A 23,913-nucleotide genomic window follows, 5' to 3' on the forward strand; every position below is an offset into this window, starting at 1 on the left:
CATGAACATACGTCCGATTCATAGCGAAGAAGACTACCGTGCGGCGCTCAAAAACGTGTCTGCACTCTTTGACAACGAGCCAGAACCCGGAACTCCAGAGGGTGATTATTTCGACATCATGATCACTCTCATCGAAGCCTATGAAGCAAAACAATTCCCGCTTGATTTGCCGAACCCGATCGATGCCATCAAATTCCGAATGGAACAGTCAGGTCTCTCAGCGGCAGACCTCGCACCGGCAATCGGTCGCAAAAACCGCGTTTATGAAGTGTTGAACGGCAAACGAGCACTGACATTGCCGATGATCTGGAAACTTCACGAATTGTTTGGAATTCCTGCAGAAAGCCTGATCAAGCCAATGAAGCAAATCTGATACAGGTTGTAATACCCAGCCCTTGATTGCGGCTCAGCGACTAGCCACCAGATGCGCCCCAAACAGCAGATAACAACCACCGGCCAAACGATCCAGCCATTGCCGTGAACGCTCGTAAACACTGGCGATCCGGCGGCTGGCGAAGAACAGCGCGACGCTGCAATACCAGCTGAACGACAACGTGGCCATGGTCAGCACCGCCAGCGCCAACAACAGTGGCGGGACGTGGGCCGGCATTGCGGTGGCGAAAATGGTGGCGACGAACAGTGCCGATTTGGGGTTGGTCATGTTGCCCAGCAAGCCTCGCCCGTAAGCGCCGAGCAAGGTTTGCTGCGACTCATCCAGCGTGCCGGCGGCAATCGGCGCCTTGCGTTTGAACTGCTTGAGTCCGAGCCAGATCAGGTAGCAGCCACCGGCGATTTTGAAGCTCAGGTACAGCGTCGGTGCCGCGCTGAACAGGGTCTGAATCCCCAAACCGCCGGCCAGGCCCCACAACACGGTTCCGCTGGCGACGCCGAGCGCCGCAACCACCCCGTGACGACGCGAGCGGCTGACCGCCAGTTGGGCGATGTTGAAGAAGTTCGGGCCGGGGGTGACCACCGCGACCGTCCACAACAGCGCCAGCGACAGCAACGGGGCGAGATAGCTGGAAAGCGAAAGATACATGGGGCATGCGCCTGATTGGTTCGACGATGCCCCACACCTTGCTACATCCGACGCAGGTTTTCCATCAGGCAAATATCACAACGGCAGGGTTTTACCGTCCACCGCATCGCCAATCGTCAGGAAATGCCCGCCGGCCACGTGGTGCAGCGTGCGCAAGCCGTCGTACCCGTCGAAGTGCCAGCGGCCGTCGCTGAACACCCGTTCGTCAGCCTGAGCGGCGATGACTTCGGCGAGGAACAGGTCGTATTGCTCGTGGTTGCGCGGTTCGGGCAGCAAGCGGCATTCGAGCCAGGCCACGCAGCCTTCGAGCAACGGCGCCTCAACGGTTTGACCGGTGAAGGTTTGCAGGCCGTAAGCCTGAAATTTGTCCTGCCCCTGATTCTGCCGGACCTCCAGCCCCGAGGTATTGCCGACGGTTTGCACGATGTCAGCCTGATTGACGCACGGCACGTTGAGCACAAAAGTGCCGGACGCTTCGAGTAACTGGCGGGTCCAGGTGGACTTGTCGAGGACGACCGCTACTTTCGGCGGTTCGAAATCCAGCGGCATAGCCCAGGCGGCGGCCATGATGTTGCGCTGGCCGTCATGGGCAGCGCTGACCAGCACGGTCGGCCCGTGATTGAGCAGACGGTAGGCTTTGTTCAGGGGAACCGGGCGGCGATGGGAAGCGCTCATGGGGATCTGCTCCGGGGAAAAAGGAACAGATTGTAGCGCCAGACCACAGAAAGAAGGCGGATGAAAAACCTGTGGGAGCGAGCTTGCTCGCGAAGGCGATAGGTCAGTTACATCAATGTTGAATGACACACCGCATTCGCGAGCAAGCTCGCTCCCACATGGGATCAATGGAGGTTAGTTGGAGAGTTGATTGGCAAACTGCCCGACCGCATCCACCACTTTCTGCGCGCCGTCCTGGATCTCGACGATCACCGTGCCCGCCTCCGCCGCCAGCGCCAGGCCCTGCTCGGCCTGCAGCTTGCCATCGGTCATCAGGGCCACGGCGTTGCGCGCCATCTCCTGGTTCTGCCGCACCACGGTGACGATCTCTTCGGTCGCCTGGCTGGTGCGCGAGGCCAGTTGCCGCACTTCGTCGGCCACCACCGCAAAGCCCCGGCCCTGCTCGCCAGCGCGGGCAGCTTCGATGGCGGCGTTGAGCGCCAGCAGGTTGGTTTGTTCGGCAATGCCGCTGATGGTTTTGACGATGGTGCCGATCACCTGCGACTGCTCGTTCAGGGCCTCGATGCCCTCACCGGCCGCCTGCATGTGGCGCGACAGATCTCGCATCACATTCACTGCCTCGGTGACCACCGTGGTGCCGCGTTGCGCGGTGCTGTCGGTTTGCTGCGAAGTGCTGTAGGCAATGCTGGCCGCGTCGGCTACCGCTTGTTCGCGATTGACCTGATCGGTAATCACCGTGGCGAATTTCACCACTTTGTACAGTTTGTTGTTGGCATCGACCACCGGGTTGTAGGACGCCTCCAGCCACACCGTACGACCATGGCTGTCGACCCGTTTGAAGCGGTTGGCGACAAATTCGCCGTTGTTCAGGCGACGCCAGAAATTCTGGTACTCGGCGCTGTTGTACTCCTCGGGCGTACAGAACATCCGGTGATGTTTGCCTTTGATCTGCGCCAGGCTGTAGCCCATGCCCTGCAGAAAGCGCTCGTTGGCATTGAGCACGTTGCCATTGAGGTCGAACTCGATCACCGCCGTCGAACGCACCAACGCGCCGATCAGGTTTTCGTGTTCGCGGGAGGCTTCGATGGTGCGGGTCAGGTCGCTGGAGAAAATCGAGAAATGCTTGATCCGCCCGTCCGAAGAGCGCACCGGCTGCACGATGGAGCGCAGCCACGCCTCTTCGCCATTACCACGCAACAGGCGCACGGCTCCGGCGAAATGCTCGCCACGGGTCAGTGCGGCCTTGAAACGGTGATGAAAGTCGTCGGCCTTCACGTGCGCCGGAACGATGTCTTCAATGGCGCGCCCCACCAGATCCTGGCTCTTGTAGAGCATCTCGCCGAGGAAGTTCTGATTGACCGACTGAATCCGCCCATCGGGTTCCAGGGTCAGCACCAGCATCTCGCTTTCCAGGCTTTCCTTTACCTGCAGCAGGCTGGAGAGTTCTTCACGAAGAGTGGCCAGCTCTTGCTTGAGGCGTTTGTTGAACATGGGGAAGTACCGATAGGCAAGGTAGAAAGCGGGATGCAGCTTAACCATCGGCCTTGGAAAACTTTTCTGAAGAGTGATTGAGACCGGTCAGTCAAAAATAATCTCAATAGGCCATTGGTCTAAACCGTCATCCCGCTACACGGTTACAAAAGCCGCCGCTCTGGCCCGGCCACTTCAGGTATTCTCAGGGAAAATTGCAACAATATGTTGCAGGTATCCGCCCGATAAGGAGTGCCGTTTTGGATTTATCGACCGCTGCCTGGATGGTGCATGACACCCGCCTGATTCTTTGCTGCCTGCTGGCGATTGCGACGATTATCGTGTTGATCAGCGCCACCAAACTTCCACCTTTTCTCTCGATCCTGATCGGCACTTTCATTGCCGGTGTCGGCGCAGGTTTGCCGCCAGAGGATGTAGCGAAGGCGTTCAGCAAAGGCGCCGGGGCGATTCTCGGAGAAGCGGGGATCATCATTGCCCTGGGTTCGATGCTCGGCGCACTGATGGCCGAGTCCGGCGCTGCCGACCGTATCGCCTCGACCCTGCTCGGGCTGGGCAAAGGCAAGTCCCTGCCGTGGGTCATGGCGCTGGTGGCGATGGTGATCGGCCTGCCGCTGTTCTTCGAAGTGGGGCTGGTGATGATGGTGCCGATCATCTTCGTCATGGCCCGCCGCTCGGGTCAGCCATTGTTGAAAATCGCCATTCCGGCGCTGGCCGGGATGACCACCCTGCATGCCTTGATGCCGCCGCATCCCGGGCCGCTGATCGCGGTCAGCGCGTTGCATGCCGACCTGGGGCTGACCATGTTGTTGGGTTTCAGCATTGCGATCCCTGCGGTGATTCTGGCGGGGCCGATCTACGGCAACTGGCTGTCGAAACGCATGCACGTCGATGAGCCGGCAGAGCTCGGTGCACTGTTCAGCGCCCCGCCGAAAGCGCCGCGTCAGCCGAGCTTCGGCATGTCGTTGCTGATCATTCTGTTGCCGGTGCTGCTGATGCTCGGCAGCACCCTGGCGAAAGTCGCGATGAGCCCGGAAAGCAGCGTCGCCCTGACCCTGAAGTTCCTCGGCGAACCGTTGGTGGCGCTGGGCATTGCGGTGATGGCGGCGGTGATCTGCCTCGGCTGGGCCAACGGCATGCCGCGTGAGCAAGTCGGCGGTACGCTGCGCAAAAGCCTCGCGCCGATTGCCGTGTTGTTGCTGACCATCGGTGCCGGCGGCGGCTTGAAGCAGACCTTGCTGGACGCCGGTGTCAGCCAGACCATCAGCAAAGTCGCCGAAGGTGCGCACATGCCGTATCTGCTGCTAGCCTGGCTGATTGCCGTGGCCCTGCGTCAGGCTACGGGTTCGGCGACCGTCGCGACCACGACGACGGCGGGGATTCTGGCGCCGATGATGGCGGGCCTCGCCGCGACGCAAAGCTCGTTGGTGGCGCTGGCGATTGGCGCCGGCTCAGTGTTCTTCTGCCACGTGAACGACGCCGGCTTCTGGATGGTTCGCGAGTACTTTGGCTTGCAGCTCAAACAGACCATCTGGGTCTGGTCGATCCTGCAAACCATCGTCTCGGTGGTGGGACTGGTGGGGACGTTGCTCTGGTGGCACTGGCTGACCTGAAAATTCTCAGGAACAGGGCGCCACGGATTGGCGTCCGACTCCCGGCATACGTCCGCCGAAGTAGGCCGCGCTGACGATGCCAACCGCCCCCATCACCGCACAGAACATCACGCAGATCCACGGGCTCCACGGCATCAGACCGATCAGCAACAGCGGTGTGATACTCGCCCATGCGGCGTAGGCAATGTTGTAGGTGAAGGAGATGCCGGACACCCGGATACGCGCCGGAAACAGGCCGACCATCACCGACGGCACCGCGCCGACCACTCCGCAAGCCAGACCGGCGATGGCATACGCCAACCCCACCCAGTCGCCGCCCATGATCAGACAGCTATAAAGCACACCAATGCCCAAGGGCAGCAGCAGGCTATACAGCATGACCGTGCGCCAGGCACCGATGCGATCGACCAGCAATCCGGCAATCACGCAGCCAATGTTGAGGAAGACGATGCCCAGCGCACTGAGGGCGAAGGTGTGGCTGGCGGTCATGCCGAAGGTTTTCTGCATCATGGTCGGGGTGATGACGACGAACACCACCACCGCCGAGGTCAGCACGCAGGTCAGCAGCATCGCCGGCAACATCGCCAGGCGATGTTCGCGCAACACCGTACGCAGCGGCAGTTCGACCCGTGCCTCACGCTGGGCTTCCATGGCCATGAACACCGGCGTTTCGCTCAACCAGCGGCGCAGGTAGACACCGATCACGCCGAACACTCCGCCAAGCAGGAACGGATAACGCCAGGCGTAGTCGAGAATTTCTGCCGGGGTGAACACTTGTGCAAGGAACGTGGCGGTCAGCGCGCCGATCAGGTAACCGAAGGTCAGCCCGGCCTGCAGGAAGCCCAATGCATAACCGCGATGTCCGGTGGGCGCGTGCTCGGCGACGAACACCCAGGCGCTCGGTACCTCGCCACCGACCGCCGCGCCTTGCAGGATGCGCAGCGCCAGCAACAGCAGTGGCGCGAAATAACCGATCTGGGCATAAGTCGGCATGATCCCGATCAGCAGGCACGGCAGCGCCATCATCAGGATGCTCAGGCTGAAGACTTTCTTGCGCCCAAGTCTGTCGGCGAAATGCGCCATCAGGATTCCGCCCAGCGGGCGCGCCAGATAACCGGTGACGAAGATCCCGAAGCTTTGCAGCAGACGCAGCCATTCGGGCATTTCCGGCGGGAAGAACAATTGGCTGAGGGTCAGGGCGAAGAACACGAAAATGATGAAATCGTAGATCTCCAGCGCCCCGCCGAGGGCCGCAAGGCCGAGGGTCTTGTAGTCGGAACGGCTGAACGGCGCCGGTCGGGCTGTGGATTGGGCAGTCATGGCAAAGAACTCTGGCAGGCAAAAAACCAAGGCGCCCATGGTCTACGCAAATCCACCTGGGGACAACCCGTTAGACCATAGTCATGGTTTGGCAAAACCTGCTCACAAAATGGCTTGGCTTGATTTACTGTTGAGGCTTGTCTGGCGGGACACACCTGAATCAGGTTCTGCCTCTGTGGCGAGGGAGCTTGCTCCCGCTGAGTCGCAAAGCGGCCCCCTCTGAACCGTAAAAGAAGGGGACTGCTGCGCAGTCCAGCGGGAGCAAGCTCCCTCGCCACAGGGTTGTCGGGTTTGAATGTCCCAAGGACCACAATAACCATAAAAATCCGAGGTACTCCCTGTGGCCGTTGATATCGAAGATAGCCGCTCCGCGCGCTTTGCCTTGCGCTGTTCAAGCTTTGCCGAACGCTGGTTCCCTGACTCCTGGGTGTTCGCCGCACTGGCGGTGATCATTGTCGCGTTGGCCACCCTGGCCATGGGCGCCAAACCCACCGATGCCGCGATGGCGTTCGGCGACGGCTTCTGGAGCCTGATCCCGTTCACCATGCAAATGGCCTTCGTGGTGATTGGCGGGTATGTGGTGGCCAGCTCGCCACCCGCCGTCAAACTGATCGACAAACTGGCGCGCATCCCGAAAAACGGCCGCTCCGCCGTGGCCTGGGTCGCGCTGATCTCGATGGTCGCCTCGCTGTTGAACTGGGGCCTGTCGCTGGTGTTCGGCGGTTTGCTGGTGCGCGCCCTCGCCCGCCGCACCGATCTGAAAATGGACTACCGCGCGGCCGGTGCGGCGGCGTATCTGGGCCTCGGCGCGGTGTGGGCGCTGGGGCTGTCATCGTCGGCGGCGCAATTGCAGGCCAATCCGGCCAGCCTGCCGCCGGCGATCCTGTCGATCACCGGGGTGATTCCGTTCACCCAGACCATCTTCCTCTGGCAGTCCGGCGCGATGCTGCTGGCATTGATCGTGATTTCGATCATCGTTGCCTACGCCACTGCGCCCGGCCCGAACTCTGCGCGCGATGCCAAGGATTGTGGCATCGACCCGGCGTTCAATCTGCCACCGCTGCAACCGCGCACCCGCCCGGGCGAATGGCTGGAGCACAGTCCGCTGCTGATCATCTTGCTGGTGTTGCTGGCGGCCGGCTGGCTGTTCCACGAGTTCTCGACCAAACCGGCGATCACCGCGATTTCCGGGCTCAACACCTATAACTTCCTGTTCATCATGCTCGGCGCCCTGCTGCACTGGCGCCCGCGCAGCTTCCTCGATGCGGTGGCCCGCGCGGTGCCGACCACCACGGGCGTGCTGATCCAGTTTCCGCTGTACGGCTCGATCGCCGCGCTGCTGACCACGGTCAAAGGCGCCGATGCGCAGACGCTGGCCCATCACATCTCGACCTTCTTCGTCAGCATCGCCTCCCACGACACTTATGCGCTGTTGATGGGCGTGTACTCGGCGATTCTCGGTTTCTTCATCCCGTCCGGCGGCGGCAAGTGGATCATCGAAGCGCCGTACGTGATGCAAGTGGCCAACGATCTGCAATACCACCTCGGCTGGGCGGTGCAGATCTACAACGCCGCCGAAGCGCTGCCGAACCTGATCAACCCGTTCTACATGCTGCCGTTGCTGGGTGTACTCGGCTTGAAGGCGCGGGACCTGATCGGCTTCTCGTTCGTGCAGTTGCTGGTGCACACGCCGCTGGTGCTGTTTCTGCTGTGGGTGCTGGGGACGACATTGGCGTATACGCCGCCGGTGATGCCGTAAATGAAGAGGTGCACCTGCCTCAGGGCAGGTGCAATCAATGCTGCTCGCAGGGCAGGACTCTCAACAGCTCAGGCAGAGCAACCTTAACCGTATCCCAGACGACATCCAGATTGATATCGAAGTAGCCATGAGCGATCCGGTTACGCATCCCCCGCATGCTGCGCCAAGGAGTTTGAGGGTTCTGAGCCGCGAATTCCGGAAACCGGTCCATTACTTTGGTTGCCGCCTCACCAATGATAACCAGGCTCATGATGACCGCTTGTTGCGTCCGTTTGTCGTCGACGAACTCTTCCTTGCTCAGACCTTCGACGAAGACCAGCGCGTCGCTTGCAGCTTGACGCATATGCTCAAGGTAATCGCCGAGTCGGTTCTCGATCATACGGGCCGGGCCTGTTCAAGTACCTGCTGACGAAACTTCAGCGGAAGGTCTCCCGGCGTCAGCAGGTCGACGGTAACGCCCAGCAAATCTTCAAGCTCAACCTGAAGCCCGCCGAGATCAAACAAGGTGGCACCGGGCAATGGATCGACCAACAGATCAAGGTCACTGCCTTCCATATCGGTCCCCAACACCGTCGAGCCAAACACGCGCGGATTGGCCACACGGAATCTGTCGACAACCTCACGAACGGCAGCTCGTTGCAGATCAAGAGCAATGGAAGGCTTCATGGTTCACTCAGGCCAGTTTCGGTATTGCAGCAGTCTAGCAGTGCGGAGGGGTCGTAGACACCGCACGATTTTGTAACCCAACCGTCACATTCCCTTGTTAGCGTCCGCCGAAACATACTGAAACAATTAAGCAAAACGGGCGCGACATGAACGACGAGACGAACGACAAAGAACCCACCTCGCCAGAATCCGACACCCCCACCGACACCAGCCGCCGCCGCTTCCTCGGCGGTGTTGCCGTCCTCGGCGTGGGCGCGACGCTGGCCGGCTGTGGCAGCGCCAGCGATCAGCCGGGCAAACCAGTCGAGCGACCGCTGACGCCAGCCGAGCTGGACAAGGCCCTGCGCGAGCAGGTGAAAACCGTGGTGGTGATCTACGCCGAGAACCGCAGCTTCAACAACCTGTTCGGTGATTTCCCCGGTGTCGAGAAGCCGCTGTCGTCGCTCAAGCCTGCCGATTACCAGCAACGTGACCGCGACGGCAGTCTGTTGCAGTCCCTGCCCCCCGCCTGGGGCGGCGTGTTGCAGATCGGCCCGCAAACCCTCGATGGCGTGACCTACCCCGCCGCTACGCAGTTTCAGGAAAATCTGCCCAACGCACCGTTCGCCCTCAAAGGCCCGAATGGTGAAGATTTGCCGTTCGGCCTGGTCACCCGTGATTTGTGGCACGTGTTTTATCAGAACCAGATGCAGATCAATGGTGGCAAGAACGACGGCTTCGTCGCCTGGGCCGATTCCGGTGGGCTGACCATGGGTCATTACGCACAGAGTCGTTACTCGCTGCGCCTGTGGGACGTGGCCCAGGAATTCGTGCTGTGCGACAACTTCTTCCAGGGCGCTTTCGGCGGCTCGTTCCTCAATCACCAGTACCTGATCAGCGCCACCGCGCCGTTCTATCCGGACGCGGCCAATTCGGTAGCCAAATCGCAAATCGCAACGCTGCAAAGCGCTGACCCCGCCGATCCGCGCCTCAAACCATTGGAGCAATCGCCGGCCAGCGCCATGACCGGTCCGCCGCAGTTCGGCCCGAGTGCGCTGACCCCGGACGGCTACGGTGTGAACACCCTTGCCCCGCCATACTGGCCGACGTGGATTCGCGACCCGGGCCGTCCGGCCTACTCCAAGCCGGATCTGCCCAACGTGATGGTGCCGCAGACCCACGAGCACATCGGCGACAAGCTGTCGAAGAAGAACGTCGACTGGGCCTGGTATGCCGGCGCGTGGCAGGCGACGCTGGAGCAGTACAAGGATTCCGGCGGGATTCCGAAGATCCCCAACTTCCAGTATCACCACCAACCGTTCAACTACTTCAAGCAGCAAGGTCCGGAGAACCCGGACGAGCGTAACAAACGCCTGCGCGATGCCGGCCTGGGCGATGAATCAAGCACCAACAAATTCTTCGCCGATGCCGAGGCCGGCAAGTTGCCGGCGGTGAGTTTCTACAAACCCCAGGGCAACCTGAACATGCACGCCGGTTATGCCGACGTCGCCTCGGGTGACCGGCACATCGTCCGCGCCTTGAAAGTGCTGCGTGAAAGTCCGCAGTGGAAAAACATGGTGGTGGTTGTCACTGTCGATGAAAACGGCGGCTGGTGGGATCACGTGGCGCCGCCCAAAGGCGATCGCTGGGGCCCGGGTTCACGGGTGCCGGCGCTGGTGGTGTCGCCGTTCGCCCGCAAAGGCACGGTGGATCACACGGTCTACGACACGGCGTCGATCCTGCGCCTGATCACCCGAGTGTTCCAACTGGAAACCCTCGACGGCCTCAAGCAGCGCGATGAAGCGATGATCACTCGCGGCCAGAAACCCATGGGCGACCTGACCAACGCCCTGCATTTTCAGGTTTGAAAAACCAGTCCTGCGGGCTGACGCAAAAATCCGTGAATGACGGCTTCTCTGTGCAACACGGCTGATCCAATATGAAGCGCCCCGAAATCCCGGGGGACCCACGCTGAAAAGGATCTGAGCATGTTCAAACTCGCAGGACTGACCTCCGCAGCCTTAACCCTCGCCGCGCTCACCCTGAGCGCGGCGGCCCACGCCGATGTCGATCTGAAGCTGGGCAGCACCGAACGCGTCACCCGCCTCTTCGCCTACCCCAACAACTGCAGCGTGATCTGCTATCGCAACTGGTCGCTGGAACAGACCGTCGCCCATTACCTGAGCCAGAGCGTGCAGCGCGATGGTTACACCAATGCCAAGGTGCTGGTGAAGAACGATAACGGGCAAATTTACGCCGAGATCAGCGGCGTGCCCAAAGGTTACGACAAGCCGCTGTCGGCGCTGCTCGACGCCGGGGATCTGGCCTATACCGGCGCCAGCAAACTCAACGCCGATGGCAAGTGGGCGTACAGCTGGTATCTGTTCCTGCCGTTGGGCATGGCCCTGGAAAATCGCAAAAGCGTCGAGCTGCTGCATTTCCCGCCGGACTACTCGCTGACTCAGGCCCAGGATTACCTGCGCTCGAACACCACCGACCGCTGGGCCACGCTGCTGACCGCCAACGGCATCCCGGCTGACCAGACGCCGGCCTATCAGACCATCATCGACATCGCGCCAATCGCCGCGCCGTCCAATGCCGGCAGTGATCTGGAGGGCGTCTACGACTACTTCAAGGATTACCAGACCACGCTGGTCAAGCAGTTCAGCCAGACCAGCGCCGGTAGCACCCTGCCGATGGTCGCGTTCGGTGCGCCGGTGCGTAACTGGATCAAGCAGCAATACGGCCCGACCGTGGCGGTATTGGGTCTGGCAACCATCAGTCCGAGTGCAGGAGTCAACGTGCCGGTGTTGGGCTCGAACCACCCGAGCTACATCTGGTACGCCGCCGATCCGGCGAGCTACGACGGCGATGAAGCGAAAGCCGATGCCGCCGGTTTGAAGGTCATGGGTCAGGACTTGAGCGCCGCTTGCTGGCAGGCCGGAATGGGCAGCAAACCCGGTACCGACGCGAAAACCCTGCTCGACAGCTGCAAGCAGACCTGGCAAGTGACGCAGAAGGTCAAAACCTGTGAGCTGTTCTACACCTCGATCCGCAGCCTGAGCCCGGCGGATGCTGCCGCCAAGTGCTCGACCACGCCGATCAAGACGCAGCTGCAACAGCTTCAGGGCGAATTGCCGGACACCGCCGTTCCCGCACCACACCTCTGATCCGCTGAAAAAGCTTCCCGTGTCAGTCAATGCTGACGCGGGAAGCAGCGGATTACGCCTGTCAGATCTGACAGTAGACGGTATGAGAGATACACCGGAACATTGGATCCAAACATGTTGCAGCGCTGACAGGACGTCAGACCGGGGAAGTCGCAGCATTTGCCGACAGGGATCGTTATGAACAACCAGGCACATCAACACCCCATCCCCCGCGACACACCGGGTATCTACCCGTTTGCCGGGTTGCCGGTACGGTTGGGTTTCCCCTCGACTGAGGATTTCCAAATCGTTCAGAACAGCCATGGTCGCGCGGCAGTGGTGGCGCGCCGGGCATTCTTGCGCATCACCCGGATGTGTCGGGTGTCCGGGCAACTGCTGCCCTATCGCTGTCGCCAGACCCGCCAGCTACTGGCCGGCATCCATATCTACGACCCGCGCTTTTGCGGGTTGCTCGAACATGCCTGCGATCCGAATGTATTTCTGGACATGAGTGAACTGTGGCTGTGGGCGCTCCGCGACATTCAGCCGGGTGAACGCCTGACCATCGACTTCGCCGCCACCGAGGACCGTTTGTTGCAGCAATTCGCCTGCACCTGTGGCTCGCCGCGCTGTCGGGGGTGGATCACCGGTTACGACGAGCCACCCAGTATCGAGGGCCAGCACTTTTTGCAGCACTGGCGGCACGCGCACTGATCGGGATTACAACGCTCCGACCGGACGCAGGCGGTATTGCGGCGGCAGTTGCTCGAAACCGCTGATGGTGGTGTTCAGGCTTTTCCAGCGACCGTCCTTGATGCCGTAGATGCAGCCATGAATCGACAGGCTCTGCCCGCGATGCCAGGCGTTCTGGATGATGCTGGTGTGGGCAACGTTGGCCACTTGCTGGACGACGTTGAGCTCGCACAGCCGGTCGACCTGCTCTTCTTCGGTCGGCAGCTTGGCCAGTTCTTCTCGTTTTTCGTAATACAGGTCGCGGATCGAACGCAGCCAGCCATCGATCAGACCGAACTGGCGATCCTGCATCGAGGCGCGGACCCCGCCGCAACCGTAGTGGCCGGTGACAAGGATGTGTTTGACCTTGAGCACATCGACTGCGTACTGGATCACCGACAGGCAATTGAGGTCAGTGTGCAGCACCACGTTGGCGACGTTGCGGTGTACGAACAGATCGCCCGGCAGCATGCCGACGATCTCGTTGGCCGGCACCCGTGCGTCGGAGCAGCCGATCCACAGATATTCCGGGGTCTGCTGGCGCGCCAGCTTGGCGAAGAAATCCGGGTCTTCCTTGGTGATCGCGTCAGCCCAACGCTCGTTGTTATCAATCAGGTCTTGTAAGTCGTGCATGGTTAAGGCCTCAAGAAAGATGCGCTGGTATGACAGACGACCGCCGGTCGGGGTCACGCGAGAATCGCCGGTGTTTTCTTTGGAATTCTCGGGTGCCCGGTGAGTCCACTCAGTAAGGCCCACAGTATGAGGATTTGCCATGACTGATTCACGACGTCCGTACGATGCGGTGCAACCGGAACCCATCGATGATAACGAAGACCGCATGGGCTCGGTGCACGAACTGGATTTCGATGAAGACGAACCCAGCGCCAAGATTGGCGACGAGATTCCGGAACGTGAACGCGAGCAACTGATGCCCAACGAAAGAGTGCGCGAGGCCGGGTTTACCGGTGCATCGACGGCGGATCATGAGCCGACCGACGACGATATGAGCCCGGAAACACTGATTCATGAAGATGGCGCGCGCGATGCCGAAGAGGCTGGCGAAGGCAATCAGGCGGATTGGGATCTGAGCATTGTCGACGAGGACGACATTGGCGGAGGTAACGGGCTGGATGAGGCGGAGCTGGCGCGGCGCGATCCGCTGGATGGCAACCGCTGATAGCCTGATGTGACGCGACTCACTGTAGGAGCTGCCGCAGGCTGCGATCTTTTGATCTTGCTTTTAAAAACAACATCAACAGATCGCAGCCTGCGGCAGCTCCTACAGGTATTCAGTCAACCAACGTGCAGGCCATGACCACAGCATCTTCACGCCCGCCCACCGCCGGATAATAATCGCGGCGCCGGCCAATCTCATTGAATCCATAGCGCTCATACAGCTTGAACGCCGCCGTATTGCTGTCACGCACTTCCAGAAAACACTCCCGCGCTTCAGCCGCATACGCTCGCGACATCAGATGCTCGAGCAGCGTCAGCCCCAGCCCACGCCCCTGATTTTCCGGCTTGACCGTGATATTCAGCAGGTGCGCCTCATCCAGAATGATCTGCACCACGCCATGGCCGACCTGCTGCTGGCCTTCGAACATCAGCCAGATTTGATACTTGCCCAGCCCGTCGAGAAAAATCCCGCGGGTCCAGGGATGGCTGTACGCGGCGTATTCGATCTTCAATACCGCGTCCAGGTCCGCCTCGGTCATCGGGCGGAACGATACAGCTTCACTCATTCGATGGTTTCCAGCGCGCCATCAGCCGACGCATGGCTTGCCACACAGCGGCCTTGCGCTGTGGCTCTTCCATTAACAATTCCAGACCGGGAATGGCCCAGGCCAGGCCCAGGCCTTCGATCTGCAATTCACTATTGAATGCTGCAGCATCCGCTTCACCGGCAAAGCGCACCGCCGGCAGGCCGACCAGCCACAGGCAGGCGCAAGGTGCCGCCTCCATTTGCACTGAAAGGAAGCCTTGAACGAAGTCGCGCGCCGCTTCCGGGCCTTGATCCATGGTGCCGCGGTTCAGCCACGGCCAGCGCACCGGCTCGCCGACGATTTGTGGCGCATCCGGCAGACCGGCGGCACGCAGCATGTCTTTAAGCAGCAAATAGGCCGGATCGCGGCTCTGGAACGCTTCGCCTGTGGGTAACTCGACCAGCAGCAGGCAAGCCCCAGCGCGCAGCAATTGAAGGGCAAAACGCGGTGGCGGCACGGGCGCGGGTCTGGCGACAACTGGCGCCTCCTCGACCTCTTCCACCGGTTTGGCGCCATTGCGGGTACTGGCGAGCGACGGGCGCGGCACTTCGATCTTCGGCCGTTCGACCGGACGGGCGGCAGGCTGCGCCGGAGCTTCGGCCTGCACAACCGGCATCACCGCGACCTCTGGCTCAGGCTCGGGCATGTCCAGCAGCTCGGGCCGCGACGGGGCGGCGAAAGGCAATTCGGTGCGCGGCAGCCAGTTGACCACCTGCATGGCGTTCAAATAGGCGCGGCGGCGGGACTCGATAAGCAAAGGGTCGGCCACTTGTGGATAACTGAAAGTGGGCTGATTCTACCGCCCTTCGTTCAAGATCGCTTGCTGTTGATCGATAGCCTTTACCTGGGCTCGCTCCCTGAGAAAATGCGACAGCCCGTCCCGAGAGTGAATCGCATCCCTTCCGATGCAGTACAATCGCGGCTTTTAATCGCCAACCAGCCGGCCATTCCGATGATCGAACCCAAGCGCGTCTTGCGCGCCCTCGCTGAACACTGGGCACTTCTGGAGCCATTGTGCGAGCACTTCGACCAGGGCACCCTGAGCCTCAACGAACTGCGCACGCAACTGGCTGCCCAACAACTGGACAGCACGCCGCAGGACATCACCAGCCTGCTCGACGTGTGGATTCGCCTGGACATTCTGGTGCCCGTGGCGAAAAGCCCGAACCGTTTCGAGCTCAACGCGCAGATCCACGACTTCCTTGCCTACCTGCGCCGTGAGCACCGTCTGGGCCTGTGCCTGGAAATCGAAGCCTACTTGCGTCACCTCGAACGTCTGGCCGGCTACATTCAGGACGCGTTCGATGTGCGCGACGGCAACGACCTCGCCCGTCAGCTGCGTTTGCTCGACATGCGCGTGCGCGACGTGCTGAAGAAACTCGACAACGACGAGCAGGCACTGGTCGCCGTGGCCGAACGAGCGAAGACCAGCGACCGGCAGATTCCGTTGCGTCAGCGATACGCCGAAGTGCTGGCGACCTGGGACGAATACGTCGAGCCGATGATCGACCTGGTGAACGCCGACGGCGCCTTCGAACAAGGCGTGCGCAAGGTCGAAACCGTGCTGCTGAAGATGCTCAGCGAACAGCAACGCCTCGGCCATCTGGTCGATGACGACATGCTGCTGCGCACTCACGCGCGCATCCTTGAAATGCAGACCAGTGCCCAGCTGACCCTGCGTCATGCCCGCGAACTGCTGCTGCCGCTGCGTGAAGAAGCGCGCCGCCACAACGCGGTGACCCGTGGTGCTGCGCTGGCGCTGGCGGCGATCCGCCGTAAAGGCATCGATGCCGTGCCGCAAGCGGCGATGCCGCTGTTCACCCGGCCGCAAAGCACCTTCCTCGGCAGCGCCAGTCAGGTCGAGGCCTACGTCTACGCCCTGGCGCGTTTCGAGCCGAAACCGGCGCGATTCCCCAAGGCGCACAAGACCCAGAAATCCGGCGATGCGCCGCGTGCACCGCGCACCGTGCGCGAGATGGTCGAGCGTTGCGAAGAGTCCCTGCCGATGCCGGATCTGATGACCTGGTTGCTGGAGCAGGAACCGGACGGCGCCACCGACGAATTGCTCTACTGGTTCTCGCGTCTGTCGCGGGAAAAACGCTTCACCCGCGAGCGTCTGGAACGCCGCGAATACCACACTCACGAGCACCAGGTCAGCCTGCGCTCCTTCGCCCTGCTCTCGGCCCGCGCCCCTGCCGCCGCCGAGGATTCTGCGAGCATCCCCAATGCATCTTGATCTATCCGAACTGTCCCAACTGGCGCCGATCTTCCGTGAGCTGTTCAAGGGCTACCACGTCAGCCGCCGCGACCCGGAACTGTACGCGCAACTGTCGAACTTCCAGGATCAATACCGCACGCTGTTCAAGGCGCTGGGGTTCGAGCTGGTCTGCGACACCCGGGGTTTCTACTACTTCGTGCCGGACATGGCCGCTGCGGCGGTGAACAAGACCGCCCAGCGTCTGGCACTGTTCACCTTCATCCTCGTCGAGCACCTGGCCGATCAGGGCCGCGACCCGATTGCCGTGCTCGACGGCGGCAGCCTCGGCCGCGAAGAATTGCCGTCGCTGCTGGACAAATACCGCGACCTGTTCATCCAGGCCGAAGTGCAGACCGTTGAAGAGCTCGAAGAAAAAATCATGCGTCGCATGACTCAGCTTGGTTTCGCCGGCGAAGAAAACGGCGTGTACCGCTTCCTGCCGCCGATGCACCGTTTCCTCGACGTGTGCCTGTCGGTACAACAGGACCGCGATCTGGCGGCCAGCGTGCACAGCGTGCTGCCGCTGCCGGCACCGGTGCTGATCGACGAAGAAGCCGAAGCGAAATTCCTCGAGACCGACGATCCGCTTGATCTGTCCGAATTCGAAGAAGAAAGCGAAGAAGACGCACTGGCCCGCGCCATTGCCGAAGAACAGGAGTCCGACGCATGAGCCAGGAACGCTACGGCATCCGCCGCTTTGCTCTTTTGAACACCGCCGGTTACAGCCTCGGCCTGTTCCCGCTGGAAGAACCGCTGTCGGTTTACGGCGCGAACAACCTCGGTAAGTCGGCGTCGATCAACGCCTTGCAGTTCCCGATTCTGGCGCGCATGTCGGACATGAGTTTCGGCAAGTACAGCCTGGAACAATCGCGGCGTTTCTACTTCGCCTCCGACACCAGTTACATCCTCGTCGAAGTCAATCTGCCCCACGGTCCGCACGTGATCGGTGTGGTCGGTCGCGGCCCGGGTGGTGGTTTCGGTCACCAGTTCTTCGCTTATGCCGGCAAGCTGGATCTGGCGCATTACCAGAAGAACGACACCTGCCTGCGGCAGAAAGAGCTGTTCAGCAACCTTGAGAAAGAAGGCCTGAAAGCCTACGAACTCAAACCTGATGAATTGCGTCGTTTGCTGGTGGGCGGGCACACCTCTATCCCGCTGGACCTGACCCTGATCCCGTTGCGCTCCACCAGCGAGCAGAGCCTGAAAACCTTCCGCGCGCTGTTCATCAACCTGCTGCACATGCGTGAAATCACTGCGGCCAAGTTGAAGCAACTGTTCCTCGATGCCTTCGAGCACAGCCTGCGTTCCGGCAGCGTCGACTACATCGCCGCGTGCGAAGAAGCCTTCCGCGACGTGCGCCGCATGGAACAGGACTACAACTCGCTGGTCGCCGCCGGCCCATTGGTCGAAGCTCTGGCCAACGGCGTGAAACAGCGCGACGTGCTGCGCGGCAAACTGCATCGCCTGTCGCCGCTGCTTGACTCGTTACTCGGCACCTGGTCGGACTACGCCACGGCGCGCAAGGAAGAGCTGACCATTCAGGCCGAACACTACCGTCGCGAGCAGGACGATCTGCAAAACGATCAGCGCGGTGGTACGCAGGAGCTGATGCGTCTGGAGCGGGAAATCTCCGGCATCCAGCGCTGGCTCGGCGAGTTGTCGGTGCTGAAGAACTGCTTCGCACTGGTCGATGACGTGAAAGTGCTGGAGCAACAATTACTCGCGGCCAAGGACGCCCACGACGAACTGGCCGGTGCGCTGGCCCAATCGCGGCAGTTCAGCGCCGAAGATCTGGAAGAGCGTCTGCGCGATCTGGAAAAACGCCTGAAGTCAGTGAAACAGCAACTCGATCACGCCGACAACAACAGCTATGCGCGCCTGCGTGAGGAGTTCTCGCAGCAGGACGTCGAGCGCCTGATGCGCCTGTTCAACAGCGCGCTGTTCAGCCTGCCGCTGGGCGAACATGGCATCACCCTCGACGAGGATGGTGAGTGGGTCAAATCGGTCGAGCTGATCCTCGATGGCTTCAAGGGCGAGCGCTTCGAAGTGCCGGGGCTGTCGATCGACATCTCGCACATCGAGCCGCCGGCTCTGCAGGCGCTGGCCGACCGCGCCGCGCTGCGTGACCAGAAAGAGCGTCTGGAAAAAGAACTCAAGCAACTGAAAACCCAGCAAGCCGTTGCTGCCGACCGCGCTGCGAGCAAGACCCAGACCGAAGCGCTGTATCAGCAGGTGCTGGACGCACAGAAAGCCCTGGAAGACTTCCGTCGCACCCAGACCCTGAGCGCCGAAGAAGGCGACAAGCTCGAGCAACTGGCGCAGATGGAAGCCGCGCAGGACGAACTCAAGCGCTCCAGCGATGCGTTCACCGAGCGCGTCCAGCAACTGTCGGCCAAGCTGCAACTGGTCGGTCGGCAGATCGCCGACATGGAAGCCAAGCAGCGCACCCTCGACGACGCTCTGCGCCGCCGTCAGCTGCTGCCGGCGGATCTGCCGTTCGGCACGCCGTTCATGGATCCGGTCGACGATTCGATGGACAACCTGCTGCCACTGCTCAACGACTATCAGGACAGCTGGCAAGGCTTGCTGCGCGCTGACGGGCAGATCGAAGCGCTGTACGCGCAAGTGCGCCTCAAAGGCGTGGCCAAGTTCGACAGCGAAGACGACATGGAGCGCCGTCTGTCGCTGCTGATCAACGCTTACGCGCACCGTACCGATGAAGCCCTGACGCTGGGCAAGGCGCGACGTGCGGCGGTCACCGACATCGCCCGGACCCTGCGCAACATCCGCAGCGACTACGACAGCCTCGAACACCAACTGGCGCTGTTCAACCGCGAGATCAACAAGCGTCAGGTCTCCAACCTGCAGAGCTTCCGCATCGTCCTGGCGCCGAACAAGGAAGCGCTCAAGCACATCGACCAGATCATCCACAGCGCCGGTCAGTACGAAGAAGGCGAAACCCTGTCGGTGTTCGATCTGAGCCAGAGCGCCGAACAGGACAACAAGAACGAAGAGGCCAAGGAGTACCTGGCGCGGCTGGTGGCGGCGAACCACAACCAGCTCGGTCTCAAGGACTTGTTCGAACTGGCGTTCGAGATCACCAAGGTCAACGGTCAGCCGGTGATTCACACCGACATCGACGGCGCGGCCTCCAACGGCACCACTATGACCATCAAGGCGCTGACCAACATGTACTTGTTGCTGCACTTGTTGGATCGCGACCTCGCCGGTCGCGTGCGCTTGCCGTACTACCTCGATGAGGCGGCGGACATCGACGAGAAAAACCAGGCAGCGCTGCTGGAAACCAGCCTGCAACTGGGCTTCGTGCCGATTCTGGCGAGTGTGAAGCCGCAGGTCTGCGCCAGTGTCGCCATCGACCTGGAAGGCGGCAGCGGCCCGGCGGGGATCTACATCGATGAAGCGGACTGGAAGTACATCCGCCGGCATGATGTGGTGAAGGCCACCGTCAATGTGCAAGCCGATGAGCCGGAGCTGGATGAGGTTTGACCGGCGCTAGCTGAAGGCAAAAAAAGGGCCGCGATCTGTTGGGATCGCGGCCCTTTTTTATGGCTTTGGGTTTGTGTTGACTTAGAGGACCTCATCGCTGGCAAGCCAGCTCCCACAGGTTTTTGTGCTAAACACAAATTCTGTATACGACATAAAACCCTGTGGGAGCTGGCTTGCCAGCGAAGGCGTCCTCCCAGACGCCACATCAATTCCGGATTACTTACCGAGCGAAATCTTCGGCGCCCAGGTCAGCCACTCATCCTCGAACTTGTCGAACAGCGGGAACGTCTGCTCAGGTCGTGCCGGGTTGCCCATGCGCTCACCGTCCGGCGTGGCGAAGGCGATGCCACCCTGAATCGCCGTCTCCAGCGACTCCGTGCGCACCGTCAGACCATTGAACAAGCCGATGTCGAAACCGACGCCGCTGGTGTTCCAGAATCGGCTGCCGCTGCGCACCAGCGGCGCGTACTTCGGCTCGATCAGAATGTGCACCAAGACGCGATCTGCGGTCTGACCCAGCTCATAGCCCGTGACTTTGCCCACAGTGATTTCTCGGTAGGTCACGGGTACGCCCGGTTTCAGTGAGCCACGGCGCGCAGCGCTCAACACCAGACTCAAACCGGCTTCCTGTTTGGCGACTTCCGGCGGACTGGCCAGCGCAACGAAGTTCTTCTGCGGGCCGAGGTTTTTTGCCGCCGGCTGCACTTCCACATACTGCCCGGTAACCAGGGTTTCCAGGTTCTGCGTCTTGATCAGTCCCAACTCTGGCTTGACCACCCAGAACTGACTGCCGACCCGCGCAATGCGCTCCGGCACTTCGGTGATCCGCGCGGTAATCATCACGGCTTGCAGATCGTCGGTCAGATCGACGTCTTCAATCTTGCCGACATCCAGCCCTTTGAAACGAATCGGTGTGCCCGGGCGCAAACCATCGGCGCGGTCGACCTTGATCGTGACCAAAGTGCCTTTCTGGTTGGCCTCGTCATGGTTGGCGAACAGACGGAAGCGCGGAATACGCTTTTGCAGCGGCGCTTTGGCTTGCGGTGTTTCGAAGGCAATGCCGCCGGCCATCAACGTCTGCAACGACTCGCTCTTGACCTGAATCCCGCCCGTCAGACCACCGGTGAGGGTGATGCCGCTGACGTTCCAGAAGCGTGTCGACGCGTTGACCAGGTTTTCGTATTCCTTCTCGATATGCACGCCAATGACGATTTGTTTTTTGGTCTTGGAGAACTGATAGCTCTGAACCGAACCGACCTTGACCTGCTTGTACAGAATCGGACTGCCGACTTCGATCGAACCGAGAACATCGGTGAACAGCACCAGGTGCAGACCCGGCGAACGCAGATCCAGCGGCGGCGCTTTTGGCCGCGCCTCGAATTCGCGTTTCGGCGCGGCACCTTTGTCGCCCGGACGCACGGCGATGTAGTTACCTTTCACCAACGCTTCGAGCCCGGTGATACCGGCCAGGGAAATCGACGGCTTGACCACCCAGAACTGCGTGCCCTCGACCAGATAGTCTTCCGCCAGAGGATCCAGCGTCAGCTCGGCCGTGGCGCTGTTCAGATCCGGATCGATTTTCAACGCTTTCATGTTGCCGACCTGAATACCCTTGTACATCACCGGCGTACGGCCGGCCTGCAGGCCTTCGAAGTCGCTGAGTTTGACCTTGACCCGGATGCCGGCAGCGGCGGCGTCGAAGTCCTCATACAGACGGAACGGCAGGCTTGGATCAGTAGGCGGACTGTCCTTGCGATTCTCCGGAGTGGCGAAGGCAATACCACCGGCGACGATGCTCGCCAGAGACTCGCTGCGAACCTTCACCCCCGACAGGTTGGCGTCGATGCTGATGCCACTGGCGTTCCAGAAGCGCGTGTGTTTGCGCACCAGTTTGGCGTAGGTCGGCTCGATGAACACTTTGAGTTCAACGGTGCTCTGGTCTTCAGACAGCACGTAGCTTTTGATCTGACCGACCTTGATCTGCTTGTAGAACACCGGACTGCCGCGGTTCAGCGAACCGAGACGATCGGCCTTGATGGTCAGGTGCAGGCCGGGCTTGGAGTCCGACAGCGGCGGCTCTTCGGCGAGTGCCTTGAACTTGCGGGTCGGCTCGCCTTCACCGGGACTGATGGCCACGTAATTACCTGAAACCAGGGTTTCCAGACCGGTAATGCCGGCCAGGGTCACGCTCGGTTTCACCAGCCAGAAACGCGTGCTGGTCTTGAGGTATTGCTCGACGTCCTTGTTCATTTCGACGGTGGCAATTACCCCTTTGGAGTTGCCCTCGTCATCCAGTTTGAGCGTCTTCACCTTACCCACCGGCATGCCCTTGTAGACCACTTCGGTCTTGTTGGCCTGGATGCCTTCACCGCTTTCGAAACGCACCTGAATCTCGATGCCGGTTTCGTTATAGGCACGCCAGCCGAGCCAGCCGCCGATGATCAGGGCAATCAGAGGCAGTACCCAAATGGCAGACCAGTTGGAGGCCGGTCGGGTTTTCGCTACAGGCAAATCAGTCATGGTCGTCGTCCGACTCCGTGTTATCCCAAATCAGTCGGGGATCGAAAGTTACTGCGGCAAGCATCGTCAGAATCACCACACTGGCGAAGGCGATGGCGCCAAGGTTGGCTTCGACACTGGCAAGCCGGCCGAAGTTGACGACCGCCACCAGAATGGCGATCACAAAGATATCGAGCATCGACCAGCGACCGATGAACTCGATGAAGCGGTACATCCAGATCCGCTGCCGTGCAGACAATGGCTGGCGTCGCTGCACCGAAAACAGCAACAACGCGATGCCTACAAGCTTGAAGGTCGGCACCAGAATACTGGCGATGAACACCACGGCGGCAATCGGGATCATGCCGTGCTGCACCAACTGGATCACGCCGGACATGATGGTGCTAGGGTCGCCCTGACCCAGCGAGCTGACCGTCATGATCGGCAACACATTGGCCGGAATATAGATGATCGCAGCAGTGATCAGCAGGGCCCAGGTTCGGACCAGGCTGTTGGGCCGGCGAGCGTGAACCAGCGCGCCGCAGCGCGTGCAGGTCTGCTCGTCGGTGTCCGCATCCTGTCTGTTCAATTCATGGCATTCGGTACAGATCAGAATGCCCGCATCAATCGCCCGCATGGGCATCCTCTCCTGATAATGCCTGCCAGATCTGGTGCGGTGACATCACCACTTCCAGCCAGACCTGGACCAACAACAAACCGATGAAACACGCCAGACCGAGGCCGACGGTGATGGCCGCCATGTCCGCCAGTTTGACGATCGCCACGAGGACGCCCATGAGGTAGACCTCGAGCATGCCCCAGTCTTTGAGGTGGTGATAAATGCGGTAGAGCAGCAAGCCGTAACTGCGGCCGATGTTGAAACGGATCGTCAGCAAAACGAATAACTGGCACAGCAACTTCAGCAACGGAATGGCCATACTGCACAGGAATACGACGATCGAAACGCCCTGCATGTCCGTATTGAACAAGCCGAGCACGCCGCTCCAGACCGTATCCTGCGAAGATTGTCCGAGGATATTGAGTTGCATGATGGGTAAAAAGTTTGCCGGGATATACAGCAATAATGCTGCGATCACCAAGGCAAGGCTGCGCTGCACCACATTATGGCGATGGGCGTACAACTCGTAACCGCAGCGCGGGCAGAGCGCTTTCTCGCCATAGGCAAGCTTGGGCTTGCGCATCAGCAAGTCGCACTCGTGACAGGCCACCAAGTCTTCCAGCGGTAAATCTGACAGCCCTTGGGCGTCAACCGGATCTGACATAAAGGCTCTGGCTCCGAAAAAGATGGGGCTATTCTAGTGTTCTGATTCGAAAATAACTGTGCAAAATTGTTCGCTGGCTAAGCAAAAATACTTTCCTGCGGGCAAAACAAAACCCCAACTGCTTTCGCAATTGGGGTTTCGGAATTTAATCTTGACGATGACCTACTCTCACATGGGGAAACCC

22 protein-coding genes and 1 pseudogene are annotated in these 23,913 nt (G+C 60.7%); 10 read left to right on the forward strand and 13 right to left on the reverse strand.

What is annotated here, in order from left to right; genetic code table 11:
* Window position 1 precedes the first annotated feature (1 nt).
* Window positions 2-373: a type II toxin-antitoxin system HigA family antitoxin gene (locus ACIP8I_RS25675; RefSeq protein ID WP_108183790.1), complete on the forward strand. Its 372-nt coding sequence runs from the start codon at window positions 2-4 to the stop codon at window positions 371-373.
* Between the two features lie 33 nt (window positions 374-406).
* On the opposite strand, the gene ACIP8I_RS25680 is transcribed toward ACIP8I_RS25675, so the two are convergent.
* The 4 genes and pseudogenes from ACIP8I_RS25680 to ACIP8I_RS25695 all read right to left on the reverse strand — a co-directional run.
* On the reverse strand, window positions 407-1,039 hold the full coding sequence (locus ACIP8I_RS25680) for a LysE family translocator (protein ID WP_400764694.1): 633 nt from the start codon (window positions 1,037-1,039) through the stop codon (window positions 407-409).
* A gap of 75 nt (window positions 1,040-1,114) precedes the next feature.
* The gene (locus tag ACIP8I_RS25685) at window positions 1,115-1,714 is read right to left on the reverse strand and encodes a flavin reductase family protein (RefSeq protein WP_400764695.1); all 600 of its coding nucleotides are present in this window, start codon (window positions 1,712-1,714) and stop codon (window positions 1,115-1,117) included.
* 174 nt (window positions 1,715-1,888) lie between these two features.
* Window positions 1,889-2,449 (reverse strand): methyl-accepting chemotaxis protein, encoded by a 561-nt coding sequence (locus tag ACIP8I_RS25690; RefSeq protein ID WP_371917798.1) that lies wholly within the window; start codon window positions 2,447-2,449, stop codon window positions 1,889-1,891.
* A pseudogene (locus ACIP8I_RS25695) lies at window positions 2,429-3,253 on the reverse strand (PAS domain-containing protein); the annotation flags it as partial. The gene ACIP8I_RS25690 and the pseudogene ACIP8I_RS25695, both read right to left, overlap by 21 nt.
* Before the next feature lie 191 nt (window positions 3,254-3,444).
* Here ACIP8I_RS25695 and ACIP8I_RS25700 point away from each other — a divergent pair.
* Window positions 3,445-4,815, forward strand: a complete 1,371-nt coding sequence (locus ACIP8I_RS25700; RefSeq protein ID WP_003228187.1) for a gluconate:H+ symporter — start codon at window positions 3,445-3,447, stop codon at window positions 4,813-4,815.
* A gap of 6 nt (window positions 4,816-4,821) precedes the next feature.
* Here ACIP8I_RS25700 and ACIP8I_RS25705 read toward each other — a convergent pair whose 3' ends face one another.
* Window positions 4,822-6,135, reverse strand: a complete 1,314-nt coding sequence (locus tag ACIP8I_RS25705; protein WP_400764697.1) for an MFS transporter — start codon at window positions 6,133-6,135, stop codon at window positions 4,822-4,824.
* Between the two features lie 340 nt (window positions 6,136-6,475).
* On the opposite strand from ACIP8I_RS25705, the gene ACIP8I_RS25710 reads away from it, so the two are divergent.
* Window positions 6,476-7,894 carry a short-chain fatty acid transporter gene (locus tag ACIP8I_RS25710; protein WP_007961537.1) on the forward strand — a complete coding sequence of 473 codons (1,419 nt, stop codon included), beginning with the start codon at window positions 6,476-6,478 and terminating at the stop codon, window positions 7,892-7,894.
* A gap of 34 nt (window positions 7,895-7,928) precedes the next feature.
* Here the strand turns inward: ACIP8I_RS25710 and ACIP8I_RS25715 are convergent, their stop codons facing one another.
* Together ACIP8I_RS25715 and ACIP8I_RS25720 are read right to left on the reverse strand one after the other, a co-directional pair.
* Complete coding sequence (locus ACIP8I_RS25715) at window positions 7,929-8,273, reverse strand: DUF86 domain-containing protein (protein ID WP_400764699.1); 345 nt, start codon at window positions 8,271-8,273, stop codon at window positions 7,929-7,931.
* A complete protein-coding gene (locus ACIP8I_RS25720; RefSeq protein ID WP_400764701.1) occupies window positions 8,270-8,560 on the reverse strand; it encodes a nucleotidyltransferase family protein in 291 nt (96 codons plus the stop codon). The genes ACIP8I_RS25715 and ACIP8I_RS25720 overlap by 4 nt, the downstream gene beginning before the upstream one ends.
* 146 nt (window positions 8,561-8,706) lie before the next feature.
* Here ACIP8I_RS25720 and acpA point away from each other — a divergent pair, with 146 nt between their 5' ends.
* The 3 genes from acpA to ACIP8I_RS25735 all read left to right on the forward strand — a co-directional run bounded on the left by acpA (window position 8,707) and on the right by ACIP8I_RS25735 (window position 12,402).
* Window positions 8,707-10,407 carry an acid phosphatase gene (gene acpA, locus ACIP8I_RS25725; protein ID WP_400764702.1) on the forward strand — a complete coding sequence of 567 codons (1,701 nt, stop codon included), beginning with the start codon at window positions 8,707-8,709 and terminating at the stop codon, window positions 10,405-10,407.
* A 120-nt stretch (window positions 10,408-10,527) separates the two neighbouring features.
* Window positions 10,528-11,709: a hypothetical protein gene (locus ACIP8I_RS25730; protein WP_400764704.1), complete on the forward strand. Its 1,182-nt coding sequence runs from the start codon at window positions 10,528-10,530 to the stop codon at window positions 11,707-11,709.
* Between the two features lie 177 nt (window positions 11,710-11,886).
* Complete coding sequence (locus tag ACIP8I_RS25735; protein ID WP_367085728.1) at window positions 11,887-12,402, forward strand: SET domain-containing protein-lysine N-methyltransferase; 516 nt, start codon at window positions 11,887-11,889, stop codon at window positions 12,400-12,402.
* 6 nt (window positions 12,403-12,408) lie between these two features.
* On the opposite strand, the gene can is transcribed toward ACIP8I_RS25735, so the two are convergent.
* Window positions 12,409-13,053 carry a carbonate dehydratase gene (gene can, locus ACIP8I_RS25740; protein ID WP_003228196.1) on the reverse strand — a complete coding sequence of 215 codons (645 nt, stop codon included), beginning with the start codon at window positions 13,051-13,053 and terminating at the stop codon, window positions 12,409-12,411.
* A 139-nt stretch (window positions 13,054-13,192) separates the two neighbouring features.
* On the opposite strand from can, the gene ACIP8I_RS25745 reads away from it, so the two are divergent.
* Window positions 13,193-13,597, forward strand: coding sequence for a serine kinase/phosphatase (locus ACIP8I_RS25745; RefSeq protein ID WP_400764706.1), 405 nt, complete (start codon window positions 13,193-13,195; stop codon window positions 13,595-13,597).
* A gap of 112 nt (window positions 13,598-13,709) precedes the next feature.
* Here the strand turns inward: ACIP8I_RS25745 and rimI are convergent, their stop codons facing one another.
* Entirely contained in the window at window positions 13,710-14,162 is a 453-nt protein-coding gene (rimI, locus tag ACIP8I_RS25750) for a ribosomal protein S18-alanine N-acetyltransferase (protein ID WP_007961522.1), read from the reverse strand.
* Complete coding sequence (locus ACIP8I_RS25755; RefSeq protein WP_400764712.1) at window positions 14,155-14,901, reverse strand: energy transducer TonB; 747 nt, start codon at window positions 14,899-14,901, stop codon at window positions 14,155-14,157. Before ACIP8I_RS25755 ends, rimI begins: the two co-directional genes overlap by 8 nt.
* A gap of 234 nt (window positions 14,902-15,135) precedes the next feature.
* Here ACIP8I_RS25755 and mksB point away from each other — a divergent pair, with 234 nt between their 5' ends.
* From mksB to mksF, 3 genes are read left to right on the forward strand one after another with little or no spacing between them, the layout of a single operon-like run.
* Window positions 15,136-16,419, forward strand: coding sequence for an Mks condensin complex protein MksB (mksB, locus tag ACIP8I_RS25760; protein WP_400764707.1), 1,284 nt, complete (start codon window positions 15,136-15,138; stop codon window positions 16,417-16,419).
* Window positions 16,409-17,110 carry an Mks condensin complex protein MksE gene (gene mksE / locus ACIP8I_RS25765; protein WP_016773189.1) on the forward strand — a complete coding sequence of 234 codons (702 nt, stop codon included), beginning with the start codon at window positions 16,409-16,411 and terminating at the stop codon, window positions 17,108-17,110. Before mksB ends, mksE begins: the two co-directional genes overlap by 11 nt.
* A complete protein-coding gene (gene mksF, locus ACIP8I_RS25770; RefSeq protein WP_400764708.1) occupies window positions 17,107-19,947 on the forward strand; it encodes an Mks condensin complex protein MksF in 2,841 nt (946 codons plus the stop codon). Before mksE ends, mksF begins: the two co-directional genes overlap by 4 nt.
* 216 nt (window positions 19,948-20,163) lie before the next feature.
* Here the strand turns inward: mksF and ACIP8I_RS25775 are convergent, their stop codons facing one another.
* Genes ACIP8I_RS25775 through ACIP8I_RS25785 form a run of 3 tightly spaced genes read right to left on the reverse strand, consistent with a single transcriptional unit; the run spans window position 20,164 to window position 23,729 of the window.
* Window positions 20,164-22,467, reverse strand: a complete 2,304-nt coding sequence (locus ACIP8I_RS25775) for an MlaD family protein (RefSeq protein WP_367085731.1) — start codon at window positions 22,465-22,467, stop codon at window positions 20,164-20,166.
* Complete coding sequence (locus tag ACIP8I_RS25780) at window positions 22,460-23,083, reverse strand: paraquat-inducible protein A (protein WP_103368571.1); 624 nt, start codon at window positions 23,081-23,083, stop codon at window positions 22,460-22,462. The genes ACIP8I_RS25775 and ACIP8I_RS25780 overlap by 8 nt, the downstream gene beginning before the upstream one ends.
* A complete protein-coding gene (locus ACIP8I_RS25785) occupies window positions 23,070-23,729 on the reverse strand; it encodes a paraquat-inducible protein A (RefSeq protein ID WP_007961512.1) in 660 nt (219 codons plus the stop codon). The genes ACIP8I_RS25780 and ACIP8I_RS25785 overlap by 14 nt, the downstream gene beginning before the upstream one ends.
* Window positions 23,730-23,913 lie beyond the last annotated feature (184 nt).

It is taken from the genome of Pseudomonas sp. NPDC088414, assembly GCF_044753325.1.
Taxonomy (GTDB): domain Bacteria; phylum Pseudomonadota; class Gammaproteobacteria; order Pseudomonadales; family Pseudomonadaceae; genus Aquipseudomonas.

Bases quoted from the DNA above. Each gene is read 5' to 3' on its own strand.
- ACIP8I_RS25735 (WP_367085728.1), top strand. From the start codon at position 11,887: ATGAACAACCAGGCACATCAACACCCCATCCCCCGCGACACACCGGGT.
- can (WP_003228196.1), bottom strand. From the start codon at position 13,053: ATGCACGACTTACAAGACCTGATTGATAACAACGAGCGTTGGGCTGAC.
- ACIP8I_RS25675 (WP_108183790.1), top strand. From the start codon at position 2: ATGAACATACGTCCGATTCATAGCGAAGAAGACTACCGTGCGGCGCTC.
- ACIP8I_RS25720 (WP_400764701.1), bottom strand. From the start codon at position 8,560: ATGAAGCCTTCCATTGCTCTTGATCTGCAACGAGCTGCCGTTCGTGAG.
- ACIP8I_RS25730 (WP_400764704.1), top strand. From the start codon at position 10,528: ATGTTCAAACTCGCAGGACTGACCTCCGCAGCCTTAACCCTCGCCGCG.
- ACIP8I_RS25680 (WP_400764694.1), bottom strand. From the start codon at position 1,039: ATGTATCTTTCGCTTTCCAGCTATCTCGCCCCGTTGCTGTCGCTGGCG.
- mksF (WP_400764708.1), top strand. From the start codon at position 17,107: ATGAGCCAGGAACGCTACGGCATCCGCCGCTTTGCTCTTTTGAACACC.
- ACIP8I_RS25715 (WP_400764699.1), bottom strand. From the start codon at position 8,273: ATGATCGAGAACCGACTCGGCGATTACCTTGAGCATATGCGTCAAGCT.
- ACIP8I_RS25685 (WP_400764695.1), bottom strand. From the start codon at position 1,714: ATGAGCGCTTCCCATCGCCGCCCGGTTCCCCTGAACAAAGCCTACCGT.
- rimI (WP_007961522.1), bottom strand. From the start codon at position 14,162: ATGAGTGAAGCTGTATCGTTCCGCCCGATGACCGAGGCGGACCTGGAC.
- mksB (WP_400764707.1), top strand. From the start codon at position 15,136: ATGATCGAACCCAAGCGCGTCTTGCGCGCCCTCGCTGAACACTGGGCA.
- acpA (WP_400764702.1), top strand. From the start codon at position 8,707: ATGAACGACGAGACGAACGACAAAGAACCCACCTCGCCAGAATCCGAC.
- mksE (WP_016773189.1), top strand. From the start codon at position 16,409: ATGCATCTTGATCTATCCGAACTGTCCCAACTGGCGCCGATCTTCCGT.
- ACIP8I_RS25745 (WP_400764706.1), top strand. From the start codon at position 13,193: ATGACTGATTCACGACGTCCGTACGATGCGGTGCAACCGGAACCCATC.
- ACIP8I_RS25755 (WP_400764712.1), bottom strand. From the start codon at position 14,901: ATGCAGGTGGTCAACTGGCTGCCGCGCACCGAATTGCCTTTCGCCGCC.
- ACIP8I_RS25780 (WP_103368571.1), bottom strand. From the start codon at position 23,083: ATGCGGGCGATTGATGCGGGCATTCTGATCTGTACCGAATGCCATGAA.
- ACIP8I_RS25785 (WP_007961512.1), bottom strand. From the start codon at position 23,729: ATGTCAGATCCGGTTGACGCCCAAGGGCTGTCAGATTTACCGCTGGAA.
- ACIP8I_RS25775 (WP_367085731.1), bottom strand. From the start codon at position 22,467: ATGACTGATTTGCCTGTAGCGAAAACCCGACCGGCCTCCAACTGGTCT.
- ACIP8I_RS25705 (WP_400764697.1), bottom strand. From the start codon at position 6,135: ATGACTGCCCAATCCACAGCCCGACCGGCGCCGTTCAGCCGTTCCGAC.